The organism is Paenibacillus taichungensis (assembly GCF_047302525.1).
Classification (GTDB): Bacteria; Bacillota; Bacilli; order Paenibacillales; family Paenibacillaceae; genus Paenibacillus; species Paenibacillus taichungensis_B.
Genome location: NZ_CP168020.1, coordinates 1620353 through 1642397, shown reverse-complemented (window position 1 = coordinate 1642397; position 22045 = coordinate 1620353). Strand labels below are relative to the sequence as shown.

General features: G+C 46.8%; 23 protein-coding genes. 4 read left to right on the top strand and 19 right to left on the bottom strand.

Features of this window, described 5'->3' with window-relative positions; genetic code table 11:
• Window positions 1–137 precede the first annotated feature (137 nt).
• From ACDJ58_RS07685 to ACDJ58_RS07655, 7 genes are all read right to left on the bottom strand, one after another.
• Window positions 138–1016, bottom strand: coding sequence for an ROK family protein (locus ACDJ58_RS07685; RefSeq protein ID WP_413376868.1), 879 nt, complete (start codon window positions 1014–1016; stop codon window positions 138–140).
• A 71-nt stretch (window positions 1017–1087) separates the two neighbouring features.
• Window positions 1088–1783 carry an MOSC domain-containing protein gene (locus tag ACDJ58_RS07680; protein ID WP_413376866.1) on the bottom strand — a complete coding sequence of 232 codons (696 nt, stop codon included), beginning with the start codon at window positions 1781–1783 and terminating at the stop codon, window positions 1088–1090.
• A gap of 29 nt (window positions 1784–1812) precedes the next feature.
• Window positions 1813–2919, bottom strand: coding sequence for a phosphodiester glycosidase family protein (locus tag ACDJ58_RS07675; RefSeq protein ID WP_413379544.1), 1107 nt, complete (start codon window positions 2917–2919; stop codon window positions 1813–1815).
• A gap of 5 nt (window positions 2920–2924) precedes the next feature.
• Window positions 2925–3818 carry a 5'-3' exonuclease gene (locus ACDJ58_RS07670; RefSeq protein ID WP_413376864.1) on the bottom strand — a complete coding sequence of 298 codons (894 nt, stop codon included), beginning with the start codon at window positions 3816–3818 and terminating at the stop codon, window positions 2925–2927.
• A 405-nt stretch (window positions 3819–4223) separates the two neighbouring features.
• Window positions 4224–4589 (bottom strand): arsenate reductase family protein, encoded by a 366-nt coding sequence (locus ACDJ58_RS07665; protein ID WP_413376862.1) that lies wholly within the window; start codon window positions 4587–4589, stop codon window positions 4224–4226.
• 359 nt (window positions 4590–4948) lie between these two features.
• Window positions 4949–5932, bottom strand: a complete 984-nt coding sequence (locus ACDJ58_RS07660) for an RluA family pseudouridine synthase (protein ID WP_413376860.1) — start codon at window positions 5930–5932, stop codon at window positions 4949–4951.
• On the bottom strand, window positions 5929–6510 hold the full coding sequence (locus ACDJ58_RS07655; protein WP_413376858.1) for a cob(I)yrinic acid a,c-diamide adenosyltransferase: 582 nt from the start codon (window positions 6508–6510) through the stop codon (window positions 5929–5931). Before ACDJ58_RS07655 ends, ACDJ58_RS07660 begins: the two co-directional genes overlap by 4 nt.
• A 226-nt stretch (window positions 6511–6736) precedes the next feature.
• Between ACDJ58_RS07655 and ACDJ58_RS07650 the strand changes: the two genes are divergently transcribed.
• A complete protein-coding gene (locus tag ACDJ58_RS07650; protein WP_413376856.1) occupies window positions 6737–7348 on the top strand; it encodes a DedA family protein in 612 nt (203 codons plus the stop codon).
• 108 nt (window positions 7349–7456) lie between these two features.
• On the opposite strand, the gene ACDJ58_RS07645 is transcribed toward ACDJ58_RS07650, so the two are convergent.
• From ACDJ58_RS07645 to ACDJ58_RS07615, 7 genes are all read right to left on the bottom strand, one after another.
• On the bottom strand, window positions 7457–7993 hold the full coding sequence (locus tag ACDJ58_RS07645) for a bifunctional adenosylcobinamide kinase/adenosylcobinamide-phosphate guanylyltransferase (RefSeq protein ID WP_072734039.1): 537 nt from the start codon (window positions 7991–7993) through the stop codon (window positions 7457–7459).
• Window positions 7994–8030: 37 nt separating this feature from the next.
• The gene (locus ACDJ58_RS07640) at window positions 8031–8582 is read right to left on the bottom strand and encodes a hypothetical protein (protein WP_247901667.1); all 552 of its coding nucleotides are present in this window, start codon (window positions 8580–8582) and stop codon (window positions 8031–8033) included.
• Between the two features lie 161 nt (window positions 8583–8743).
• Window positions 8744–8965, bottom strand: coding sequence for an aspartyl-phosphate phosphatase Spo0E family protein (locus ACDJ58_RS07635; RefSeq protein WP_413379542.1), 222 nt, complete (start codon window positions 8963–8965; stop codon window positions 8744–8746).
• Between the two features lie 190 nt (window positions 8966–9155).
• Window positions 9156–10364: an aminotransferase class I/II-fold pyridoxal phosphate-dependent enzyme gene (locus ACDJ58_RS07630; RefSeq protein ID WP_413376853.1), complete on the bottom strand. Its 1209-nt coding sequence runs from the start codon at window positions 10362–10364 to the stop codon at window positions 9156–9158.
• Between the two features lie 13 nt (window positions 10365–10377).
• Window positions 10378–10878 carry an Lrp/AsnC family transcriptional regulator gene (locus tag ACDJ58_RS07625; RefSeq protein ID WP_024628343.1) on the bottom strand — a complete coding sequence of 167 codons (501 nt, stop codon included), beginning with the start codon at window positions 10876–10878 and terminating at the stop codon, window positions 10378–10380.
• A 158-nt stretch (window positions 10879–11036) separates the two neighbouring features.
• Window positions 11037–11432 (bottom strand): spore coat protein, encoded by a 396-nt coding sequence (locus ACDJ58_RS07620; RefSeq protein ID WP_413376850.1) that lies wholly within the window; start codon window positions 11430–11432, stop codon window positions 11037–11039.
• Between the two features lie 30 nt (window positions 11433–11462).
• Complete coding sequence (locus ACDJ58_RS07615; RefSeq protein ID WP_413376848.1) at window positions 11463–11696, bottom strand: hypothetical protein; 234 nt, start codon at window positions 11694–11696, stop codon at window positions 11463–11465.
• A 96-nt stretch (window positions 11697–11792) separates the two neighbouring features.
• On the opposite strand from ACDJ58_RS07615, the gene ACDJ58_RS07610 reads away from it, so the two are divergent.
• Window positions 11793–13013 carry an NAD(P)/FAD-dependent oxidoreductase gene (locus ACDJ58_RS07610; protein WP_413376846.1) on the top strand — a complete coding sequence of 407 codons (1221 nt, stop codon included), beginning with the start codon at window positions 11793–11795 and terminating at the stop codon, window positions 13011–13013.
• Window positions 13014–13075: 62 nt separating this feature from the next.
• On the opposite strand, the gene ACDJ58_RS07605 is transcribed toward ACDJ58_RS07610, so the two are convergent.
• From ACDJ58_RS07605 to ACDJ58_RS07590, 4 genes are all read right to left on the bottom strand, one after another.
• Complete coding sequence (locus ACDJ58_RS07605; RefSeq protein ID WP_413376844.1) at window positions 13076–14290, bottom strand: MFS transporter; 1215 nt, start codon at window positions 14288–14290, stop codon at window positions 13076–13078.
• 126 nt (window positions 14291–14416) lie between these two features.
• Window positions 14417–14983 carry a hypothetical protein gene (locus ACDJ58_RS07600; RefSeq protein WP_413376842.1) on the bottom strand — a complete coding sequence of 189 codons (567 nt, stop codon included), beginning with the start codon at window positions 14981–14983 and terminating at the stop codon, window positions 14417–14419.
• A 120-nt stretch (window positions 14984–15103) separates the two neighbouring features.
• Complete coding sequence (locus tag ACDJ58_RS07595; protein ID WP_053780553.1) at window positions 15104–15481, bottom strand: DUF350 domain-containing protein; 378 nt, start codon at window positions 15479–15481, stop codon at window positions 15104–15106.
• Between the two features lie 114 nt (window positions 15482–15595).
• Window positions 15596–17965 (bottom strand): endonuclease MutS2, encoded by a 2370-nt coding sequence (locus ACDJ58_RS07590; RefSeq protein ID WP_413376840.1) that lies wholly within the window; start codon window positions 17963–17965, stop codon window positions 15596–15598.
• 187 nt (window positions 17966–18152) lie between these two features.
• On the opposite strand from ACDJ58_RS07590, the gene ACDJ58_RS07585 reads away from it, so the two are divergent.
• Both ACDJ58_RS07585 and ACDJ58_RS07580 read left to right on the top strand, forming a co-directional pair.
• Window positions 18153–18518, top strand: coding sequence for a phage holin family protein (locus ACDJ58_RS07585; protein WP_053780442.1), 366 nt, complete (start codon window positions 18153–18155; stop codon window positions 18516–18518).
• Window positions 18519–18734: 216 nt separating this feature from the next.
• Window positions 18735–19118, top strand: a complete 384-nt coding sequence (locus ACDJ58_RS07580) for a cytochrome C oxidase subunit II (protein ID WP_413379540.1) — start codon at window positions 18735–18737, stop codon at window positions 19116–19118.
• 104 nt (window positions 19119–19222) lie between these two features.
• Here ACDJ58_RS07580 and zapA read toward each other — a convergent pair whose 3' ends face one another.
• Window positions 19223–21943 (bottom strand): cell division protein ZapA, encoded by a 2721-nt coding sequence (gene zapA / locus ACDJ58_RS07575; protein WP_413376838.1) that lies wholly within the window; start codon window positions 21941–21943, stop codon window positions 19223–19225.
• Window positions 21944–22045: the final 102 nt, after the last annotated feature.

The window sequence follows — 22045 nt, the reverse complement described above, 5'->3', positions numbered from 1 at the left end:
GCTAAATTAAGCAACAAAAAAAACACCTCTCCCGCAAAATCCATGCAAGAGAGGTGCTTCCTCATTAACCGTGCTATGCTGTTGCTCATATATTACCACAATGGAAAAATTCGTCAACTGCTTGTTTGTAAAGCTATTTATTTGTTCAAAGCCAATTTGGCCAACGCAAGCGAACCACACAGTCCTGCGTTATCGCCAAGTCCCGGTGAAACGACATACTGGTCAATTTCGGACTGAAGTGCAGGATGCTGAACGTATCCAGCGAGCAATTCCTGCAGTTTGCTGCGAACCATTGGGAACAGATGCTCCTGCTTCATCACACCGCCACCCATTACAATTTTCTGAGGTGTGAGGATCAATACATAATTCATCAGAGCATGCGCCAGGTAATGTGCTTCAATCTCCCAGGCCTTATGATCGGATGGCAGTTCGTAAGCCGGTTGCTCCCAACGTTTATTGATGGCAGGACCTGCGGCAAGCCCTTCCAGACAGTCTCCATGATACGGACAGAAACCTTCATACGTATCTTCAGGATGTCTGCGTACAATGATGTGTCCCATCTCTGGATGTGACAATCCATGGACCATTTTGCCACCTACAACTGCGCCTGCACCAATACCCGTTCCGACAGTAATATACAGACAGCTATCCAGGCCTTGTGCAGCCCCCCAGGTTGCTTCCCCAAGCGCAGCACCGTTTACATCCGTATCGAACGTCATCGGTACATCAAAGTGCTCCTTGAGCTTACCAATCAGGTTATACTGACCCCAATGCGGTTTGGGTGTTGTTGTGATGTAACCATAGGTCGGGCTTCCTTCAATCGGATCAATTGGACCAAATGAACCTACACCCAAAGCTTCAATACCTTTACCTTCAAAAAAAGCGATTACTTGAGCCATCGTCTCTTCCGGTGTCGTCGTTGGAAAGCTTACGCGCTCAAGAACTTCTCCTTCTTCCGTACCGATACCACATACAAATTTGGTTCCTCCAGCTTCAATTGCGCCTAAAATCGTCATGTTAGTCACTCTCCCAAGTAGTTTAAAATTAAAATGGATCTTCGAATCTGTTCTCTAAACGAGGGCATGGATTAATCCAGTTCAGCAGGTTCGAGCTTTGCCAATCGCTTCAACAAGGTCTGCTTCCAGCTGTCGGCCAGCGTTGGAATGGCCAGCAAAGCACGCATACCAACGGCATCATGCTTCCCCTGATGCATAATTCGATTGGCTTCCAGAATGGTCATTGATGTAGGGTCCGTGCTGATTCGTCTGAATATTGCAGCAGAGGTTACCTCGCCTTCTTGCAACACCCGAAAATAAAATCCGGTATGTCCGCTATCCTGAAAATAAACAGGCAGCTCTTTGTAATCATACCGTACACCTAGCTTGAAGCAAGGCTTTCTTGGCTGGCTGACCTGTACCTTGGCTTCCCCCAATTCATACACATCACCAATCCGGACTTCATCCTCCATACAGCCTTCGACGGTCAGGTTTTCTCCACAAGCCCCCCAGTCCAGCTTGCGATCCATCAGTTGTTCAAGCGCCGGATAACGACTGTAATCGTATACACAAACCGCCTTATCAGGTCCGCCATGATGCTCCAGATCCGCCTGGCCATCTCCTGTCATTCCGGTGAATGACAGGAAGACCGGGCTGGATATGGGATGTTTCACAATGCCGCTCATCACTTCGCGCTTCTGGCCAGGCAATGCCTGAGGTTGCCCCACGTTTACAGCTAATACAGCCGTTTTGCTTTCATCTGGCTTCCGGTTGTGTGTGAGTGTCACCTAATCCTACCTCCCATAATAGCTTTCTTTTAACGAACAGAGCCACCAAAAACAAGCGTATTACTTAACAAACGGCCCGGGGAAGTAAGCATTTTGCCGCCAGCGTACATGCCTGAGGATGCACCACCATCCAGATTCATTGCCTGCTTGGCACCGAGCTTCTGCATGACAGCAGCCCATTCCTTGATTGTCGCTCCCGAAACGGTAGCCAGCATAACCGAACCGTCGGCCATAATGGCAATACCGCTTCTTGCGCCTGAGGCGTTGAGAATTTTGGTATCCTTGAAGCCCTCACTCACTGGATTTACGGCAACTTGGCCGTCTTTCACCAGACGTGGACCTGCGCCCACAGCGGTGACTACATCTTGCCAAGGAATCTCCTTACCTGCTGCATTGGTGTATTTATAATTCATCTCTACGGTTGAGCCAACGGTGAAGCGGTCCGACGAAGATTTCTGATTTCCCGTAAAGACCAGCACCGAGCCATTCTTCGGAATGGCTACATTGGTATTGGGTACTTTCTTGGTGACAATCCCTTTCTCCATCACAACCGCCGTACCTCCCTTGAACCCGACTGTGGATCCCCGTTCAGTCGTGTATAACATCGTAATACTCGCATTCGCGGAAGGGGTTCGGTTGATAAAGGTCGCATACCAACTGCGCGATTTCCCTTCTGTATCTGTTACTTTACCCGTCAGACTCACTTGAAGCGAATCCATGATGGCTGAGCCATCTTCCTTAAACCCAATCGTCGTACCGTATCTTCCAATATGTATAACCTTACCATTTGCTATTAACATGCCGTATGGATCTGGAGCTCCGTTATAAGCTTCAAAAAAAGCTCCGTTTATAGCTGCTTGTGCGCCATAAGCCTTGATAATCGAAGGTAATGTTGCAGTCTGACCGACCTGCTTCTTCGCTAATCCTACGGTAACTGGTGTACCCTTGGGAATACTAACCGTCTGCACGGTAAAACTGCGTCCTGCTGCTTTTACTTTCTGTACTTTGGTGCTAATTGCCGCTTTGGCATCCGCTGTCTGTGGAGCACTCACCGCTCCTGAGAGGATTACAGGCAAAGCAAGGACGAGGGCCATAGCCCCTGTCCACCACTTTTTTCCCGTCCGTTTTGTCTGCATACTACTCACCCTATTGCCACTCCCATCCAAGAGCCCAGGCTCTTCATCTCAAGTTGTTCGAACTTGTCCATCACCATATCCGGATCAAGACGCAATTCACATACATCCAGTGCACAAGCTACCGGAACTGCACAGTGAATCTCTGCCAGTTTGCGGGACAGATGAAGCATTTCGAGATCATTCTCAATCTTGTTACGTACTGAAGGGGTAAGCTTATCCATATTGTCCAAAACACCTTCAATGGAGCCAAACTCCTGGACAAGTTTCAAAGCCGTCTTCTCCCCAATGCCCCGTACCCCAGGATAATTGTCACTGGCATCGCCCATCAGACCTTTCATGTCGATCACTTGACGAGGTGTCAGCTGTTTCTCCGTCATCAGGGATTCAGGCGTATACACCATGTAATTGCCATGACCTTTTTTCATAATAATAATGCTTGTGCGGTCATCGATCAGTTGCAACATATCGTGGTCACCCGTAAGTACCATCACGTTCATATCTGTCTGCTCGGTGTAGTATTTGGCAAGTGTACCAATGCAATCATCGGCTTCATATCCTTGAGCGCCAATATTCGGAATGTTCAAACTATCCATCACTTCACGAATCAGAGCAAACTGAGGAATCAGATCATCCGGAGCTTCCGGACGGTTCCCCTTATACGCTGCATACTCTTCACCGCGAAACGTCTTGCCCCCCATATCCCAACAGCATACGACATGACTTGGCCCAAAGGTCTGAACCGCATCCCAGAAATAACGGATAAATCCGTATACTGCGTTGGTTGGCATGCCTGCCTTTGTACGTCTGATATATCCGCTTGCAGATGTTGCATAGAATGCACGGAACAACACCGCCATACCATCTACCAGCAACAAAGTAGGTTCATTACGTTGATTCACTTGAATTTGTTCTCTCCTGTCCTGATTCCATAGAAAATTGAACTAAAGAATATTTACACTTGCCACTCCGATGACAGAACAACCTTCTGATCGCTGTTATCCCCAGATTTTTTTGATTCCCTTCTTCAAAAGGGAAAATCCGGTGATAAAGGCGAAGTGTATGCTTCCGATGGAGCTTTCTTTTAGAAAGCTTTTAGCTCCGCTTCCTCAGGTTATTTCTGTCCTCTCCGTTCTCGTGTAAATCTTTAGCTAAGTTTCTATAGCAAATAAAATATCGAACTAATTCTATCATTATAGCATAGTTCCGCCAAGGATCGACCAGCCAAAAAAGCCCTGAAATTTGAACATTCAGAGCCTTTTTTACCTTGGTTCATTTAACAATCAATGAAATCATTCATTTATAATTTACGCATTGTTCCATTCCTGCTCATACGTGTCTTCCTTGAATCCTACGGTCACTTTATGACCATCCGTAACGATTGGACGTTTGATCAGGCGACCATTGGAAGCCAGCAAACGAATCTGCTCTTCTGTGGACAACCCCGGGAGCTTGTCCTTCAATTGCTGCTCCTTGTATACTTCCCCACTCGTATTAAAAAACTTCTTCACTTCAAGTCCGCTCTTCTGAATCAACCCCGTTAATTCTGCTTCGGATGGTGGTGTATCGAAAATAGGGATTAATTCCAGCTCATGCCCCTGAGCTTCCAGCCATTTTACGGCTTTGCGGCACGTGCCACATTTGGCATATTGATATACTTTCAGATCACTCATCGTTACTTGTCCTCCTAAAATTGCTCCGGTGGTGCTCCGGTTTCGATTTCTCGCTTCCCTTGGTTTGCTTCGCAAATCCAAAAGTCGCTCCAAACCGATACCATCGCAATGTAACTTTACTGACTATTGCAAATGTAAAAATACACATTCGCTATATTGTTTTAGAATCAAGAACTTAAGAGCTTAAGAACCCAAGAGTTTAAGAGATTAAAGACTAAGGGCTCAAAGACCTTAGCCTACGGCATGTTGTTCGGGGGCTTTGACATCCCTCACATTGGTTATCTTACATCCAGGTGATATGCAGCCATATCATCAACTGAAGTACTGCACAAAGCGCATATCACAAGTGCTTGACGCATTTACAACGTTTCCCTTGGCGACGCCTCATCGTCCAAACGTTTCTCCAACGCAGCCATATCTGCGGGCAATGGGGCCTGAAACGTCATGCGGCTCTGCAAAATAGGATGGTCAAACGACAGCTCACATGCGTGCAATGCCTGACGGGAAATCCAAGTGTCTCGTTCCTCCCGAACAGCCATGATCTGCTCATCGATCTCATGCACGGGAAGGGTCTTGTACATCCGATCTCCAATTAACGGGCAGCCGATCGATGTCATATGTACCCTTATTTGATGGGTTCTGCCGCTCTCCAGCTTCAGGTTCACCGCACTGGCGCTGCCGCCTGCCCATCGGGCGACTGTCGTGTATAACGTTCTTGCCGCATACCCGTCAGGTGTAACGATTCGACGATGCGGCTCTTCGGGATCACGATCGATCGGGCCATCGATAGCCCCCTCTTCTTGAGCAGGACTACCATGCACAAAGGCAATATATTGTTTATCCACCGTTCCTGCAATCATCTGTTCAGACACATGCTGGTGCACATATGGATTTTTTGCAATTGCCAGCACACCTGATGTTTCCTGATCCAGTCGATGAATCGGTCTGAAGCGGAAACGCTCGCCTTTGGACTTCCAATAATGGACAACCCCGTTTGCCAATGTACCTGTGTAATGCCCATGTGTTGGATGTACGATGACACCGGAATCCTTGTTCACGATAAGTAAGTGCTCGTCTTCATACAGTATCGTAAAGGGAATCGGCTCAGGTAAAATATCATCCGACTCTTCCTGTTCCATCCGGACTTCCAGGACGTCACCTGCGCTAACTTTGACGCTGATGTATACCCGCTCGCCATTTAGCATGATTCCCTGCTCTGTAAGTTTGAGTCTCGACAGGAGCTTGCGCGAAACCTGTAGGCGCCGCTGAAGCACGGTCTTCAGCAACCAGCCATCTTCATGTTCGGGAACCGTGTAAGTAAGTGGTGAATAATAACCGCTCATTCTTTGTCTTTGCGGCGGAATACTTTTTTGCTCCGCACATACTCAATGTCAGCTACCTGTTGTCTCGCATTGGCAGTCCGTGCAACAACGAAGAAATAATCAGACAGACGATTCAAATAACGTCGTACAGAAGGGTTGATATCCGTATGCTGTCCGAGTGTTACGGCCCGACGCTCAGCACGGCGACATACTGTACGGCAGACATGTAATGTGGAAGAGAGCAGACTACCCCCAGGCAAAATAAACCGTTCCACCTTCGGATTCTCCGCATCGTACTGATCAATCCATTGCTCAAGCCGGGTGACCATCTCATCCCGCACTTTATATTTGGTTTCGCTGATTTTTACAAAGGCGAGATCGGACCCGCAATCAAACAATTCTTGCTGAACTTCGAGCAAGTGTTCACGCAAATCTTCAAATTCCCCATTTGCTTGATCAATAAAACTAATGGCCTGCCCAACAAAACAATTCAGCTCATCAATTGTACCGTAAGCTTCAACCCGATCATCGTCCTTGATGACCCGTCCACCAATGACTGAGGTCTGTCCCTCGTCACCTGTTCGTGTATATATGCCCATTGTAATCCCTCCTATTGTTAATATCATTCGCATGGTAGAACGCTGGGGTTAAATATAAATGCATGCCCTTCTAGAGTTTAACTTAATCAGTATACTTGACCTGCTATGAATACGGGAATGCTATTATTTTCAGAAACCAGTGAGATCCTTCACACGTATATATGAGTTGGTGTACTCTGCCGAGTATACGCCAAATCCTTGCAAACCAAAAGTAGAGGAGACGATTATGCAAAACTGGATAACCGATTTCATGGAACAATACGGCTACATAGGCATTGCACTCATTATTGCGCTCGAAAACGTATTTCCCCCCATCCCCTCCGAAATCATATTACCTTTTGGCGGCTTCATGACCACCTACACCAGCCTGACCCTTCCCGGTGTTATTATTGCTGCTACCATTGGTTCTGTGCTCGGGGCTGTCATTCTCTATGGGATCGGACTGCTGATTGATGTCAATCGGCTGGAGAAGATTGTAGAACGTTGGGGTCATATTCTGCGGATCAAAAAAGAAGATATTCACCGTGTCGATGCATGGTTTGACAAATATGGAATGTGGACCGTACTATTCTGTCGTATGGTTCCCCTTGTTCGCAGCCTGATCTCGATTCCTGCCGGCATGTCCAACATGAAATTTGGTTTATTCCTGCTCTTCACAACCATTGGAACACTAGCCTGGAATATCATTCTCGTCTCGGTTGGTGCAGCGCTTGGTGCGTCATGGGAGAGTATCCTTAACTTTATGGACGTGTACTCCCTGGTCGTATATGTCCTTCTGGCGATTATTGTTGTGGGCTGTATAATCTGGTGGATCAGACGAAATAAAACTCGGAAATAAAGAAATTTACACGCGTAGCTTTTGTCATAAAATAAAGCCTCCTCACCACAATTTGTGGTGACGGAGGCTTTATTTAGGCTCGTCCATCGTTTATAACATTATGAAATGCTAATCTTCATATCGCAGCCCTCGATCTTTGAGATCAACAGGCAAGCCAGATATCAACAGATACATCTGTTCCGAATGCGCCTGCAACGCCCGGTTAACTGACGCCATTCTTGCTGCAAAAATTCGTTCTTCCTCTGAAGGATACAAAGAGCCATGCATTTCATTGGTAATCACGAGCAACTTTCCCTGGTAAGACAGAAGGGCGTCCAGCAACAGCTGTGTCTCTGAACGCTGCTGATCCAGATCATCACTTGCCCTGAACCCGGCTGCCATCCATGCTGTCAGACTATCCACAATGACAATTCGCTGATCTGCCAGGAAGAGATTGGATTCCCGATTAATCTGGTGAAGCACCTCCGTCAGGTGCTGGCCGTTCCCAGCCTGGATGGCACGATAATGAGCGGATGGCAATTCAGGAATCACGGGATCATGATCACCAGTGGATAAATAGATGCCCTCCCGGCTGATCCGGGCTGCGTATCCAAGCGCAAATCGGGTTTTACCACTGCCTATTCCGCCTGTGACCGTAATTAGCAATCCGCTCCCCTCCTTCAGTAGCCATACTAGATTGCATTTACTCTGTCAGCGCCTTCAGCACTTTCTTGGATTCTTCGACATTAGACGCCGACACCGGAATGGTAGCAAACAGATTTTGCGCAGCATAATCTACATCTTTGAACATTTGCATGTCTTCCAGCGGAATGCCATAGAGATGTGATTCTGTCTTGATGTCTGAACCGTCATCTCCTTCACCCTTCTCAACCAGGACCCCGCCTTCAAATACACCGCGCTTATACTTCTCCGGATCAAATGTATCATCAAGCGGAATATTGGAGCCGTTACTTCCGTACTGCTTCATATCAGCCTCAGGCAAAATGAAAATATCATGTCCACCAGCCGCATACTCTACCATAATTTTTTGAACATCATACATCGCACTGGTGATAACTTCCACCTTGGGCTCCTCGCCCAACTTCTGCTGCAAATTAGCTTGCAACTGCTCCGAGATCACGGATGGATTTCCTTGGTTGTCAATAATAAAAATCGTAAAACCGTCCTTACCGCCACAGCCAGCAAGCAGAAAAATCATAGAAATGATTGCGGTAAGCCCCCAAAATCTCTTCATTCCAGTTCCCCCTTTAGTCTCCTATGTACAATATATCACAATTGTTCCACGCAAAAAAATAACCCTGCCTGTCCGAAGCAATCTGTTCATAGATCAAAAAAAAGACCCCTTCCGGGTCTTCTTCGAATCGCATATGCGTAACGTTTCGATACAACGAAAAATTATTTCCCTTTAATCGGATTAGCCTTCATGTATTCATTAATCTTCAAATCTAGCAAACTGCTAATTTCAATTACAATATCGGATGTGAATGATTTCTCTTCAAGGAATATCTGTTCCATCCTGCGGCGTAGCATATGGATCTCATCTTCCAAGGAAACGTTATGCAAAGATGCGTGATCCGGTTTCACCGACCATCGGTCGCCATGATCGCCTTCTGCCAAATAATGCCCACGATTAGTCGGTAAATCATATTCAACACAAAACAAAGCCAACCCCTCCTTGGAAAATTTAGTTTACAAATACAAGAAAAACATATTTCAAATTGAAATTATATCACAATATTTTGTAAAAGAAAGTTATTTTTTTCTAGTTTGAAGAAAATTTATGTCGATCAGAAGCTTCTAATCCCTATTAACCCTCTTTTTGCAGTTTGTAAACAAAGTTTCCGATTCGTTCCAATGCTTCATTCAATTGGGTCACCGATGTTGCATAGGAACAACGAAGAAATCCTTCACCTTGTGGACCAAATACATTACCCGGAACAGCAGCCACTTTATTTTCCGTTAGCAAACGCTCAGCAAAAAGATCCGAACTTAGCCCCGTCTTCTGGATACTAGGAAATGCATAAAATGCTCCCTGGGGTTCATGACAGTCCAGCCCGATATCTCTAAAACCCTGCACGATAAGGCGTCTACGCTGATTATAGGATTCAACCATTCTATCCTTCTCACCCAAACCGTTTGTCAATGCCTCAAGCGCGGCCACCTGTCCCATGGCAGGTGCACACATCACCGTATACTGATGAATTTTGAGCATGGCTGCAATTAGTTCAGGATGTCCGCACATATACCCGATCCGCCAGCCAGTCATCGCAAAAGCCTTGGAAAACCCACTAACCAAAATGGTTCGTTCTTTCATATCCGGAATCGAAGCGAAACTAACATGTTTTTGCGTATATGTCAGCTCAGCATAAATCTCATCCGCAATGACGATCAGATCATGCTTTTTGATCACTTCAGCAATAGGCAACCATTCTTCATAGGTCATGATGGCACCTGTCGGATTGCTCGGATAACATAAAATAACAACCTTGGACTTCGGCGTAATTCCCGCTTCGAGCGCCTCGGCAGTCAGTTTAAACTGATCCTTCGCATATGTTTCTACACCAACCGGTATGCCTCCACCAATCGAAGCGATTGGAGAATATGCCACATACGAAGGTTCTGGTATCAGAATCTCATCTCCGGGTACGATTAATGCACGCAATGCCAGATCAATGGCTTCACTGCCACCAACGGTAACAATAATTTCGTCCTTTGGATCATACTTGGTATCAAACTGAGTGTCCAGATACTCGCTGATGGCTTCCCTCAATTTCGGCATACCTGCATTGGAAGTATAACTGGTCATGCCTCTTTCGAGTGAATATACACAAGCTTCACGCATATGCCACGGTGTTACAAAGTCTGGTTCACCTACACCCAATGTGATGATATCCTTGTTATCGCCAACCAGATCAAAAAATTTGCGTATGCCGGATGGCGGTATCTGTTGAACCAAAGGTGCCAGATACGAAGTCATTTTCTTGTTGTTTCCTGTTGTCTGTTCATTCACTATCATGACGCATCTTCCTTTACGGCGAGATCATGAGACGGTTGTCTTCCTGATGGTCTTCAAAAATAATCCCGTCCTGCTTATATTTTTTAAGAATAAAATTCGTTTTGGTTGAAAGTACAGAGTCAATCGGAGACAATTTCTCCGATACAAAATTAGCAACTTCACGCAGGTTGCCACCTTCTACTTCTACGAGCAGATCATATGCACCTGACATGAGATATACCGATTTCACTTGCGGATACAGATAAATGCGTTCAGCGATCCCTTCAAAGCCACGACCACGCTCAGGTGTAATCTGTACTTCAATCAGGGCTGTTACTTTCTCATCATCAATCTTGCTCCAGTTCACAACGGTTGCGTATTTCACAATCACGTGGTCCTGTTCAAGCTGGGCCACGGCGTTCTTGATCTTATCTTCCGACTCCCCCAGCAGCGTCGACAGCAGTGCGGGAGTCCTTCTCGCGTCTTCCTTCAACAAATCCAGAACTTTTAATTGCAGATCGTTCAGATCCTTCATGTCTTTCCCTCCAGCGTCATCCAGGTTCCTGAAAATGAATTAATACTTATATTACATGAATTCAACGATCATGCAAAGACAAAAACCGCCCGCCCTGAATTCGGGCAAGCGGTGGTATGGTCTGCAACTGTCCCTGCTTCAAACCATAATTACAAAGGTTACATGTAATAAGGGTTACCGTAATTCGGTTGATGCTGGGGAACATTAGGCGCCTGGTTGTAAGTACTGGCCTGCGTATTCTTTTCCTGAATGAACTGCTGGCATTTCTGTTGAGTCTGGTGAGCCGATTGAATCTGCTTGTCCACATCCTGGCGCAATGCCTTCGAACCCACCGAATACATGTTGTTTTGCTGCATTACATTGAACAGCTCACCTTGCAGACGGAGTGTATCATTGGTCAAGTCTGTGAACATCCGACGTGTAATCGGGCAAGATGCTTCAGATGTTGCAGTCGTATATTCGCGCGCGGTTCGTCTTAAATCCGCAAGAATCGACTTTAACAAATCCTGCTCCTGCATAAAAGATCCATTAGATGATAAATTTTGAGAATACACCCGGTTTCCTCCTATACGGTTAGATTCGGCTTACTGCACTTGTGTTGGAGCAAGAGATTGATGTTGCTGCAGAGCATTGACGAGTGTGTTCATATGCTGCTCATGGGAACGAACATAGTGATTCAGCGCCTGCTGAATTTGCGGATTATGTGAGATGGAAGCTGTGGCCGCACACTGCTTGATCAGCAGTTCTTCATTGGTTATTGAATCCGCAATATAATTCAATTCTTTCGGACTCAGCGCTTGCATAGATTGATTCTGCATGTTTCGTTGACCTCCTCGGCATAAAGTTTATGCGCAATTATTGTTAACCCGGTCACTCAAAAGTATACAAACGTAATCACGAAGGAGATGTTTCTAATGGATCTGGTCTATGGTACAACTTTCTGGCCTTCCACTTTTAATACAAATCCCAACTATCCCTCGCTACAAACCGACATCTCCTGTGACTGCTTGATCATAGGTGGAGGTATGGGGGGCGCACTGACTTCCGAATTGCTTACGGAGCGTGGAGTTAACACGGTTGTTATTGATAAGAGAAAGATTGCGCATGGCAGCAGCTCAGCCAATACAGGTCTTTTACAGTACACAAACGACAAAACACTGACCTCTTGTATTCATACCTTTGGCGAAAAGGCAGGCGTGCGGTTCTATGAACTATGTCTTGAAGCCATGCAGAAGCTCACACAAATTGCGGACAGGCTGGATACGGATCCCTGGTTTATTCCGCGGACCAGTCTCTGTTTTGCCAGCAGCATTGATGATGTAGCCATGCTGGAGGAAGAATATCAAACCTTGAAGCGCTATGGCTTTGAAGCTGAACTGTGGAATTCCGACAAAATTAGCAACCATTTCCCCTTCAGCAAACCTGCCGCACTGTATACGTTGGGGGATGCCGAAGTGAACCCGTATCGCTTTGTTCATGCCTTGTTTAAATCGGCAAGCAAACGAGGCGCACGAATCTATGGACAGACTGAGATGATTCATTGTGAATTCGATGATTATGGTGTGCTGTGTCATACTTTAGGTGGGAAAATCCGGGCCAGAAAGGTTGTTTTTGCTGCCGGTTATGAGACGCAGGCCATCAAAAAGGATCAAGGAGCCTACCTGCAAACCACCTATGCAATTGCTACTAAACCGTTGCCAGACCTGAAGGAATGGTATGAGCACAGTCTGATCTGGGAGACAGCACGCCCTTACCTATATATGAGAACCACACCAGATGGACGGATCATTGCTGGTGGTCTGGATGAAGAGACACCGAGGGAAGATCAGCGTGAGATTCGGGCAAAACACCGTGGAGATACACTCCTAGAAGAAGTCCGCTCTTATTTCCCATTGGACGGTCTAGAAGTCGATTATGCCTGGGGTGCCGTGTTTGGCAATACGAATGACGGTCTTCCGTTTATCGGTCCACATCCTCAATACCCACATTCTTATTTTCTTGAGGGTTATGGCGGTAACGGGACGGTGTACAGCATGTTCGCTGCTTCCATTTTGGCCGATGCTGTTACAGGAGTTAAGAATGGCGATATGGAACTTTTCTCATTAACGAGAACGAGTAAACCTTCTCCTGTATAAGCAACATCTCAATAAATAAGGGTACAGCTCAGGATCAAATCCCTGGACTGTACCCTTTTTACCTATGCAGAGGGTTCTTGCTGATCCGGATGTACTAACATTTTGCGCATAAATATCCATCCGATGAGCGGGAAAGCCCCAAGCGCCACAATAAGCCAGGTTAACGTTCGTAACGAAGGTCCATTCATGACAGTCAGAATAAATACAGCAAGGCCAAATAAACGACCGACCATCAAGCACAGCTCCCTTAATACGACAAGTTCGACCCTTTTCTCTACATTTTCGCCGCTCGTCCCCATCAGGTCGAAACCTGCCGAAATCATCGGCAAAATATACAACGGCATCGACAAGGCAGATCCAATTCCCATAATCAAAAGTGTTCCATAGCTGACCTGCCATAACAGAGGAATCAATACGATGAATAACAAAACCGCTCCGGCTAACATCCCTCTGGACCGGTATTGAGGCTTAAACCATTTTCCTGCGGCCCAGTAACTCACCAGAGCTACGGCAGAAGTAATTAGCGAGAACTGCCCAAGCTTATACTCCTGCTTAGTTGCCACGTAGACGAGCAACGCAATCAGAAAGGCAAACACGCCTTCTCGCACGCCTTGTGCAAACAGTCCCATGCCAAGCGGTCTCCATGCGCTATCTTTTGCAGATAACTGTCGCCACGGTTCAGACCAGCGGTACGTGCCGCTGACCTCCCTTTTTTTCAGAAAAAAACTGAACACGACGGCAATCACATAGATCACCAACGACACCGTAAAAATAAGGCGATAACCCGAATTGTCAACCATTCGTGAAATAATAAGACCTGAGAACCACGGGCCGATGATACCTGTCATGGAACCCAGTAGACCCACCCAACCATTGAACAGATCCCTATTCTCCCGGTCAGTCACCTCAAAGTAAACCACATTGAACGCAATCCAGAACAATCCGAGTGCACATCCAAACAAAATCCCCAGAGGCCATATCCAGTCGACCGCTTTCGGCCCTGCCCATAAAACAAGCATGTAAAAAACACCTGACAAGCCCGTCCCCACTCGCAACGCACTCATTTTGTTATGTTCCTTGACCCACTTCCCCGCAAGCCAAAACGTGAGTCCGAGTGCAATTTGCTGGCTTATCGTAAACCATCCTAGCATGGCGTAGTCCGGACGGCTTTTCCACAGATACACATTCAGAAACGTCCCCGACAAAGCTCCGGCTAACACAAACAATCCATTCACGCCTAGTAGCAGAATGGATTGTCGGCCCAGAGAAATCTTCATCTGCTCCCTCCTTATTCCGCCTGAAGTCAGCACTTCACAGGCAAGGTCTCAGGGTTAACGTACCCCAAGCAGAAGGAAAACATGATGAATTTCCCGGAATATTATATTTTCAGAACGTTATACCCCTTATTTCCGCGCACTCAAATTCTGGATCAGACGCAAACGGTCATCTTCGGACAAGTTATATTGAACCTGGAAGCAGCCTGAGCATACATACATTTGTACAGAGAACGGCGCATCCAGCAACGAGTCCGTACCAGAGACGGCATTGGCGACAGGATTGAAGGAATCCTTGGTTGCCTTCTGTGTGCCCGTGAGGATCATAAATTCACGGCAGTGAGGGCATTCCGGCACCTCTTCTTGCAAATCAAGCTGCTTCTCCACGCCTTCTTCGTATTGTATCAGATCATTGCCCTCATCCGCATACTTCGTCAATGTACGAAGCTCTGGCAATTTCAGCTCTACTTCATCTCCCCAAAGATTGGCGAGATCCGTAGTTTGTTCACCGTCCTCTTCATCATCCATATCATAGATGTCTTCCTCGGCTTCATTGTTCTCTTCATCACCGATATTGATGTTTAGTGTACGATATCCCTTTAATTCATTGTGACAGTAAGGGCATTCTTCTTCAGGACCTAGCTCCTCATCCCATACAATCTCGGTGTGGCACCATGGACATACTGTTGGTTCCATATTGAATCAACCTTTCTCTTTCAGATAATCATGTGTTTAACACATAAATGACGCCTATGGAAAAAAATACAATCGATGCAGCAAACAGAATCCGTATCAATATTTTCATGAACGGTCCCCCTACATGATGCTCGCGCCAATAACAAATGACAACGAGACGGAAATAATCATAGATATCAATCCAACGGCCCGGTTATCCGCTTCAATCTCCTTGTCAATGGAGAAAACCGGTGTCAGAAACTCGAATAGAAAATATGCAATGAGCAGAAGGACAAATCCTACAAATGACCACGTCATAGCTTCATACACCGATGATTTGGCCTGAATGCAGAAATGAAGCACGTTGCAGATTCCAAAGATCTTGCCTCCTGTAGCCATCGCAACCGCCACATTGCCCTTCTTGATTTCATGCCAGCATTTGTACTTGGTCACCAGTTCAAAGCAAGCCAGAAATACAAGCAGCTCCATAATCGCTACGGAGAAAAATCCGAGCACCATCCCTAAGGGATGAGACAGCAATTGGTCAATCGTCCCTTTCACTCATCGTTCCCCTTCCCCATTCTGCTGCCTGAATTCACTTAGGAGGCAGAACTTCTTTGATTCTTGGTCGGGCTATTCCAATTCTGCGACGGTCACACCGTTTCCGCCTTCTCCGTAATTGCCCAGCCGGTAACTTTTTATATGTCTATGCTTACGCAGATAATCCTGAATACCGGATCGCAAAATCCCTGTTCCTTTACCATGAATAATATAAACCTGACCCAGATTAGCAAGGAAAGCTTCATCGATAAAACGGTCTGTTTCCATCAAGGCTTCTTCCAGATTCGTACCCCGCAAATCCAGTTCACTCTTCACATTGTCATCGCGAGTTCGTTTCATGCCCGTTACCGGTTTCTGCTTCGGTTTTGCTTCTGATGGTGCAGACTGCTGTAATTCAAGGTCATTGAGGGATACTTTCATTTTCATGATCCCCAATTGAACTATGGCTTCCTTGCTGCCTGACATCTCCACCACATGACCCTTTTGATTCAAACTGTAGACAAGTACTTCGTCGCCCGGGCCGATGGCCCGAGACTTTGTTGCCGTTGCAGTGCGCTTAACCGTCTTCTTGCGTTTCTCTGGTTCTGCTTCATCCAGTTGTTTGCGAGCAGCAATAAGTTTGTGCTCCTTCACGGATGCGCCTTCTTCCATGGCGAGCTGGCGAAGATCGGCTATAATCTTCTCGGCTTCCGCTCTGGCTTTGTCCACAATGTTGCGGGCATCTTCTTCCGCTTTCTCAATGCGACGGTCACGCTGCTGTTCCAGCTTCTCCAGTTCGGCTTGATGACGGCTGCGCAATTTCTCCATATCCTGGCGCAAACGCTCTGCACTCTCACGTTCTTGCTCAGCAGTAAGCCTGTTCTCTTCCAGGGAAGCGATCATATGCTCTATGCGTTGGTCTTCCTCTTTCACTTCGCCACGGGCGTAATCCAGAATGTATCCTGGCAGACCCAGTCGCTCCGCAATTGCGAACGCGTTACTCCGTCCCGGCACCCCAACGAGAAGTCGGTATGTTGGGCTCAGTGTATTAACGTCGAATTCCATGCTGGCATTAATAACACCTTTGCGTTCATAAGCATAAGCTTTCAGCTCACTGTAATGCGTTGTTGCTACCATACGGCATCCGGTCTGATGCATATGCTCCAGAATGGAGATCGCCAGCGCAGACCCTTCTGCCGGATCAGTACCTGCCCCAAGTTCGTCAAGCAGCACCAGGCTCTTGGTCGTCATGTTTTTCAATATCCGAATGATGTTCGTCATATGGCTGGAGAATGTACTCAGGTTCTGTTCAATGCTCTGTTCGTCACCGATGTCCGCGTAAATCGCATCAAATACACATAGCTGGCTGCCGTCTTCGGCCGGAACGAACAAACCAGACATCGCCATGAGACTCAGCAATCCAATGGTCTTGAGCGTTACCGTTTTACCACCCGTATTTGGACCCGTTACAATAATGGACGTATAATCGTTGCCGAGTTCAATGTCGGTTGGCACCACATTTTCAATCGAGATTAGCGGATGGCGCCCTTTCTTGAGCTTGATGAACCCGCGGTCATTCATGCGTGGCAATGTGGCTTTCAATTCACGGGCAAGACGTGCTTTGGCAAAAATAAAATCCAGAGAGCCTAGCAAGTCAACATCATACAATAACCACTCTGCCTGTTCACTGACAAGTGCCGTTAATTTCTGTAAAATCACTTCAATTTCGCGTTCTTCCCGGATCCGGGTCTCACGCAATTTGTTATTCATCGCAACGATGGATTCTGGCTCAATAAACAGAGTTGCTCCCGAACCGGATTGATCATGCACAATCCCGCCAAAGTACGAGCGGTACTCCGATTTAACGGGAATCACGAAACGGTCTCCCCGAATTGTAATCAGCTGGTCCTGCAGCATTTTGGATACCGTCGAAGAACGAATCATCGAATCCAGTTTCTCGCGGATGCGAGCTTCACCGCCGCGCAGTTCACGACGAATCTGCGCCAGTGTTACGCTCGCGCTGTCTGAGACTTCGGCATTGTCGTCAATACAGATACGAATCGCATCTTCAAGCGTTTTTTGCTCAGATAACTGATCGCTGATATAGAAAATCGATTCCACCTTTTCATCATCGTGGAGCGCAGCGATCTGACGTTTCAACCGACGTGCTGCAAAGGTAGTGTTGGAAATTCCCAGTAACTCATGCGGGTTCAACGTGCCCCCTATTTCAGCACGTTTGATCGAAGCGGTGATATCCACAATTCCCCCAAAAGATGGAGAGCCTTTCAGACGATCAAACGTAAAAGCTTCATCTGTTTGCTGGAGCAGTCTCTTCACTTCTTCCAGTTCACTGATCGGCTCCAATTGGTCCGCTTTCCTTTTCCCCATCGTAGTCTGGGCAAAGCTTTGCAATGTATTTAAAATTTTGCGATATTCCAATGTGTGTAAAATTTTCGTGTCCAAGGGTACAACTCCTTCCAAACTATAACTGTATTATAACGAAAGAAACTTTCTAGCGCTATTTAACGAATCCTTCCACACATAACTTGGGACAAAGCGCCGCAAACTACAGGTGTCAGGATTGTGCAACCTCGCCATTGAACAGGATGTACAATGCTCAATTCGATCTGAATAAAGGAGGTATAACATCATGAATTTTCTGGGACATGTCGTGCGATTTATCATCGCCGCAATTGTATTGATGGTCGTCAGCTGGATCGTACCCGGATTCGCCGTAGGTGGTTTCTGGAGCGCACTGATGCTTGCTCTGGTTATCGCTCTGCTTGGCTGGGTTGTTGAAGGCATCTTCGGTAAAAGGGTTAACCCTTTTGGCCGCGGTATTGTCGGCTTCATCGTCAGCGCACTGGTGATCTGGATTGGTCAATATGTCGTAGATCATGTACATGTCAGTCTGCTTGGTGCAGTTCTGGCTGCATTGGTCATTGGGATCATCGATCTGTTCATCCCGGTTTCCACCCCTTTTGATGCCGGAAGAAGATCCAAAGATCACGCATAGGCTCCAACGTACCAACTCCCCATAACACTGTTGTTGGCTTCCCCTAAACCTCTGATGGCTTAAACGCCTGATGAGGTTTATTTTTTTAGGTTGTGAGCATGCTGATGTTCAAAAAAACGACATAGGCAGCATGTACAGGCATCGTCAATTTGCGGTATGATGACTGGAGAAATCATTCAAATTTTATCCATATCACGCTTTTTAAGGAGGCATATGATGAAGAAAGGTATGGCATGGCTTACAGCCTGTATGTTGATCCTGGTTCTTGCAGCATGTGGAGGAACTGGACAATCCGCAGAATCAAACGGTGAGTCCGATTCGGGCGCAACTGCAAGCGAAGAACTGGTAATCAAAGCAAGCAACTATGAATTTGACCAACCTGAATACCATTTGAAAAAAGGTGTTCCGGTTAAGATTGTTTATGAAAATGCAAACGGAAACCATGGTGTACTCGTGCCCGAGCTGAACCTTCAGCTGGATACCAAGAACAGTTCCAAAGTGATTACTCCCGACAAAGCAGGGGAATTTGAAATGTCCTGTTCTGTCTTTTGCGGAAGCGGTCACAGCAGTATGATCTCCAAAATTATTGTTGAAGAATAGTGTTCAAGACAAGGAGCCCCCGTAGCGACGGGAGCTCTTTCTTCATTATAACAAATTGTACAAGAGTGCGCTGTCCAGGATTCCAGTTATGACATAATCATCAGCTAGGTCTGATCCTGCTCAATCAATTCAATCCATTCGTTATATTCCGTCTGCAATTTCGTATATTCATCCCGCAATTGGCGGTAATCTGTATTCAGTTGCTCCGCCTTCTCCTGCTCCATTTCACGTTCAACCTGCAGCAAACGTAACTGATTGGCCGCAAGTTCATACCGCTCACCGATATCCAGCAGTTCATTTTCCATCGTCTGCTTTTCTTCGATTGCTTCCGCACGCTGCTGGGCAAGCTGCTGCCGCTCGTGTTCCAGCTCTTCTACCTTCTCCACACTGGCAGCACTTTCTTTCTGCCAGAGATTCAATTCATTCTCCAGTGTAGTCCATCGATCCTGCCAGGACTGTTCCTGAGCCGCCCATTCATCTGCACGACGTTGCCAAACCTGATCTTGTTGTTCCGCTTGTTGTTCCGCTTGTTCTACTCTTGAGCTTAGCTCAACTTCCCGATCAGTCAGCTCTTTCAGGCGAGAGGAGAGCTCTGCCTGTTTGGCAGACAATTCTTCATGCTTAATCTGCCACTCAAGTGCTTCTTCTTCTGTCTGAGTCAGTAAGCTGCCTTGTTCATCGATACGCCCAGATAGCTGATTAGCATTCTGCCTGGATTCTTCAAGCGCACGCACGATTTCTTTCTTTTCTTCGCTCATCTCATTCAGCTTGCGAGTATAGTCTTCTTCACGCTGCAGTGCATCACCATAATCCTTACGGATTTGTTTATAATTTTCCTGCAGCTTGTTCAGTTCTTCACGAGCTTCATTCAATTCACCATCAAGCTCTTTATGTTGTAACTCCAGACGACCAGCTTGCGCAAGATAACGTTCTGCTTCTTCGCTGGCGTGACGAGCTTCTTCTTTAACAACGGATAATTCATCATGAAGGGACTGTACACCAGACTCCAACGTTTCATTCTGTTCTGCAGCTTCAAGTACCTGTGTCTCCAGTTCACCGATCTCGATCAGACGTTGTTCAGCCTGCTCTTTCCAAGACTGCTCGCTCTGCGTCAGTGCACCAAGTTCATGTTGCAATGTGCGTACTGCCGCATGGGCCTGCTCAAGCACTTTTTGCAACCTGCGCTGCTCATCCTCGGACTTCACTTCGGCTTCACGGAGTTTCTTGATTTCCTGTTCAAGCTGACCGTGCTGATCCTGTACTTTTCGCAGTTGTGCTGTCAGAGAAGATTCACGTTCAACGGTCTCGTTGTACTGCTGTTTCCATTGCTGTTCCGCTTCCCGGAAATGTTCTGCCTCAGCTTCTGTGTTGCGAAGTTGTTCAGTCAGCTGAGCACTATCTGCTTTCAATAGATCCAGTTGCTGCTCCAATTCCGTAATTCGACGAAGCTGAACATCCTGTTCCTGTTTGTATACGGCTTGTTCATTGCGCAGCGTTTCTGTTTGACTACGCTCGTGTTGGAGTTGTAGCTCCTGATCTACAACAACTTCTTGAGCATTCTTGAGCTGCTTACGTACCTCGGCTAATTGGCCTTCAACATCGGTTAAGCGCGATTTGGCCTGTTTACGTTCTTCTTCCAACTGCTGCTTCAGCTTGCCTTGCTCTTCTTGCAGCAAAGCCTCAGCAGTTGCCGCAGCTTCTTTCGCCTGAGTCTGGGCTGCTTCATGGATTTGCTGAAGCTGCTCTTCATAAGCCGCTTCTTTTTCCATCCATTCCAATTCCGCCTGTTCGGATGACTCCTTGAACGTTGCATTCAGCTGTTCAATCTCAGCCAGTCGCTTCTGCTCTGCTTGTTGCTGCAGTGCGGCTTGTTCTTCTTTTGCCTTTTCAGTCAGTTCTTGAGCTTGATTGACGGCAGCTTGCTCTGCCTGCTGTATACGCTGTTCCATCTCGGATTGAAGTTCACTGTATTGAAGCTGTGCTTCTTCCTGAACTTTTTGCAATTGGGCCTCTGCTTGTTCCAATTCAGACAAAATTGCCGCTTCTGCTTGTTCCTTCGCTGTTTGTACTTGCTGTGCGGCCTGCACCTCAATTTTTTGACGTTCTGCCACGGCCCGAGCTTCTGCTTCTTTCAGTTGAGCTGCCGTCTTATCCTGTAGCTCCTTGTATTGTGCAGCCGCTTTGGCCTGGGCTTGCTGCAACTCATTTGCTGAACGTGTCTGTGCTTCCTTCAGCTGAGCTGCCGCCTGAGTCTGTGCATTCTTGATTTGATTCGCTGCTTTTTCTTCTGCTTCTTTGAGACGCGCCTGTGCCTTCTCCTCAGCCGCTTTCAGTTGCGCCGCAGTTTGAGCCTGAAGCTTTTGCTCGCGACCTGCTGCCTGAGCGCGTTCCTGCTCCAGTAATGTATTCAGCTTGGCTACTTCTGCCTGCTGATCCTTCTGGAGTTTCGCGATGGCCTGTTCCGCCTCAGCCTTAAGTTTCATTGCTTCAGCGAGTTCTTGGTCCCTGCGTTCCAGTTCCTGCTGATGTTCATTTTGTATGGCATTCAGCCGATTGAGTTCATTTCTCATTTCGGTACGTTCACCGGTCAGCATTTTTAGCTCATTCCGAATTTCCTGAGTCTGAAGAGACTGCTCAGCCATATGTACAGCTGCCAGAACTGCAATACGCGGGGTATCCAGTCGGGAATTATGTTTGGAGATGGCGCTCATTCGCTCATCCACCAGGTTAGCTACTTGTTTCATATAGTCGGCACTGCTGCCAACCAGTTTATAGGAAGTCCCGTAGATCTCTACGGTGACGCGTGTACGATCAGGTGTAGTCACAGTTGTGCCCTCCTTTAAGTCTGTATGTTGATTCTAAGCTGTAAAACAAAAAAAGTCACATCGATCCTCTAATGCTAAGGATTCGATGTGACTTCAAGCAAT

Excerpts from the sequence above, each read along its gene's own strand:
- ACDJ58_RS07600 (WP_413376842.1), bottom strand. The coding sequence starts at position 14,983 with ATGGAACCAACAGTATGTCCATGGTGCCACACCGAGATTGTATGGGAT.
- ACDJ58_RS07650 (WP_413376856.1), top strand. The coding sequence starts at position 6,737 with ATGCAAAACTGGATAACCGATTTCATGGAACAATACGGCTACATAGGC.
- ACDJ58_RS07605 (WP_413376844.1), bottom strand. The coding sequence starts at position 14,290 with ATGAAGATTTCTCTGGGCCGACAATCCATTCTGCTACTAGGCGTGAAT.
- ACDJ58_RS07580 (WP_413379540.1), top strand. The coding sequence starts at position 18,735 with ATGAAGAAAGGTATGGCATGGCTTACAGCCTGTATGTTGATCCTGGTT.
- ACDJ58_RS07675 (WP_413379544.1), bottom strand. The coding sequence starts at position 2,919 with ATGCAGACAAAACGGACGGGAAAAAAGTGGTGGACAGGGGCTATGGCC.
- ACDJ58_RS07615 (WP_413376848.1), bottom strand. The coding sequence starts at position 11,696 with ATGCAGAATCAATCTATGCAAGCGCTGAGTCCGAAAGAATTGAATTAT.
- ACDJ58_RS07665 (WP_413376862.1), bottom strand. The coding sequence starts at position 4,589 with ATGAGTGATCTGAAAGTATATCAATATGCCAAATGTGGCACGTGCCGC.
- ACDJ58_RS07630 (WP_413376853.1), bottom strand. The coding sequence starts at position 10,364 with ATGATAGTGAATGAACAGACAACAGGAAACAACAAGAAAATGACTTCG.
- ACDJ58_RS07660 (WP_413376860.1), bottom strand. The coding sequence starts at position 5,932 with ATGAGCGGTTATTATTCACCACTTACTTACACGGTTCCCGAACATGAA.
- ACDJ58_RS07640 (WP_247901667.1), bottom strand. The coding sequence starts at position 8,582 with ATGAAGAGATTTTGGGGGCTTACCGCAATCATTTCTATGATTTTTCTG.
- ACDJ58_RS07610 (WP_413376846.1), top strand. The coding sequence starts at position 11,793 with ATGGATCTGGTCTATGGTACAACTTTCTGGCCTTCCACTTTTAATACA.
- ACDJ58_RS07585 (WP_053780442.1), top strand. The coding sequence starts at position 18,153 with ATGAATTTTCTGGGACATGTCGTGCGATTTATCATCGCCGCAATTGTA.
- ACDJ58_RS07625 (WP_024628343.1), bottom strand. The coding sequence starts at position 10,878 with ATGAAGGATCTGAACGATCTGCAATTAAAAGTTCTGGATTTGTTGAAG.
- ACDJ58_RS07685 (WP_413376868.1), bottom strand. The coding sequence starts at position 1,016 with ATGACGATTTTAGGCGCAATTGAAGCTGGAGGAACCAAATTTGTATGT.
- ACDJ58_RS07595 (WP_053780553.1), bottom strand. The coding sequence starts at position 15,481 with ATGGTGCTCGGATTTTTCTCCGTAGCGATTATGGAGCTGCTTGTATTT.
- ACDJ58_RS07655 (WP_413376858.1), bottom strand. The coding sequence starts at position 6,510 with ATGGGCATATATACACGAACAGGTGACGAGGGACAGACCTCAGTCATT.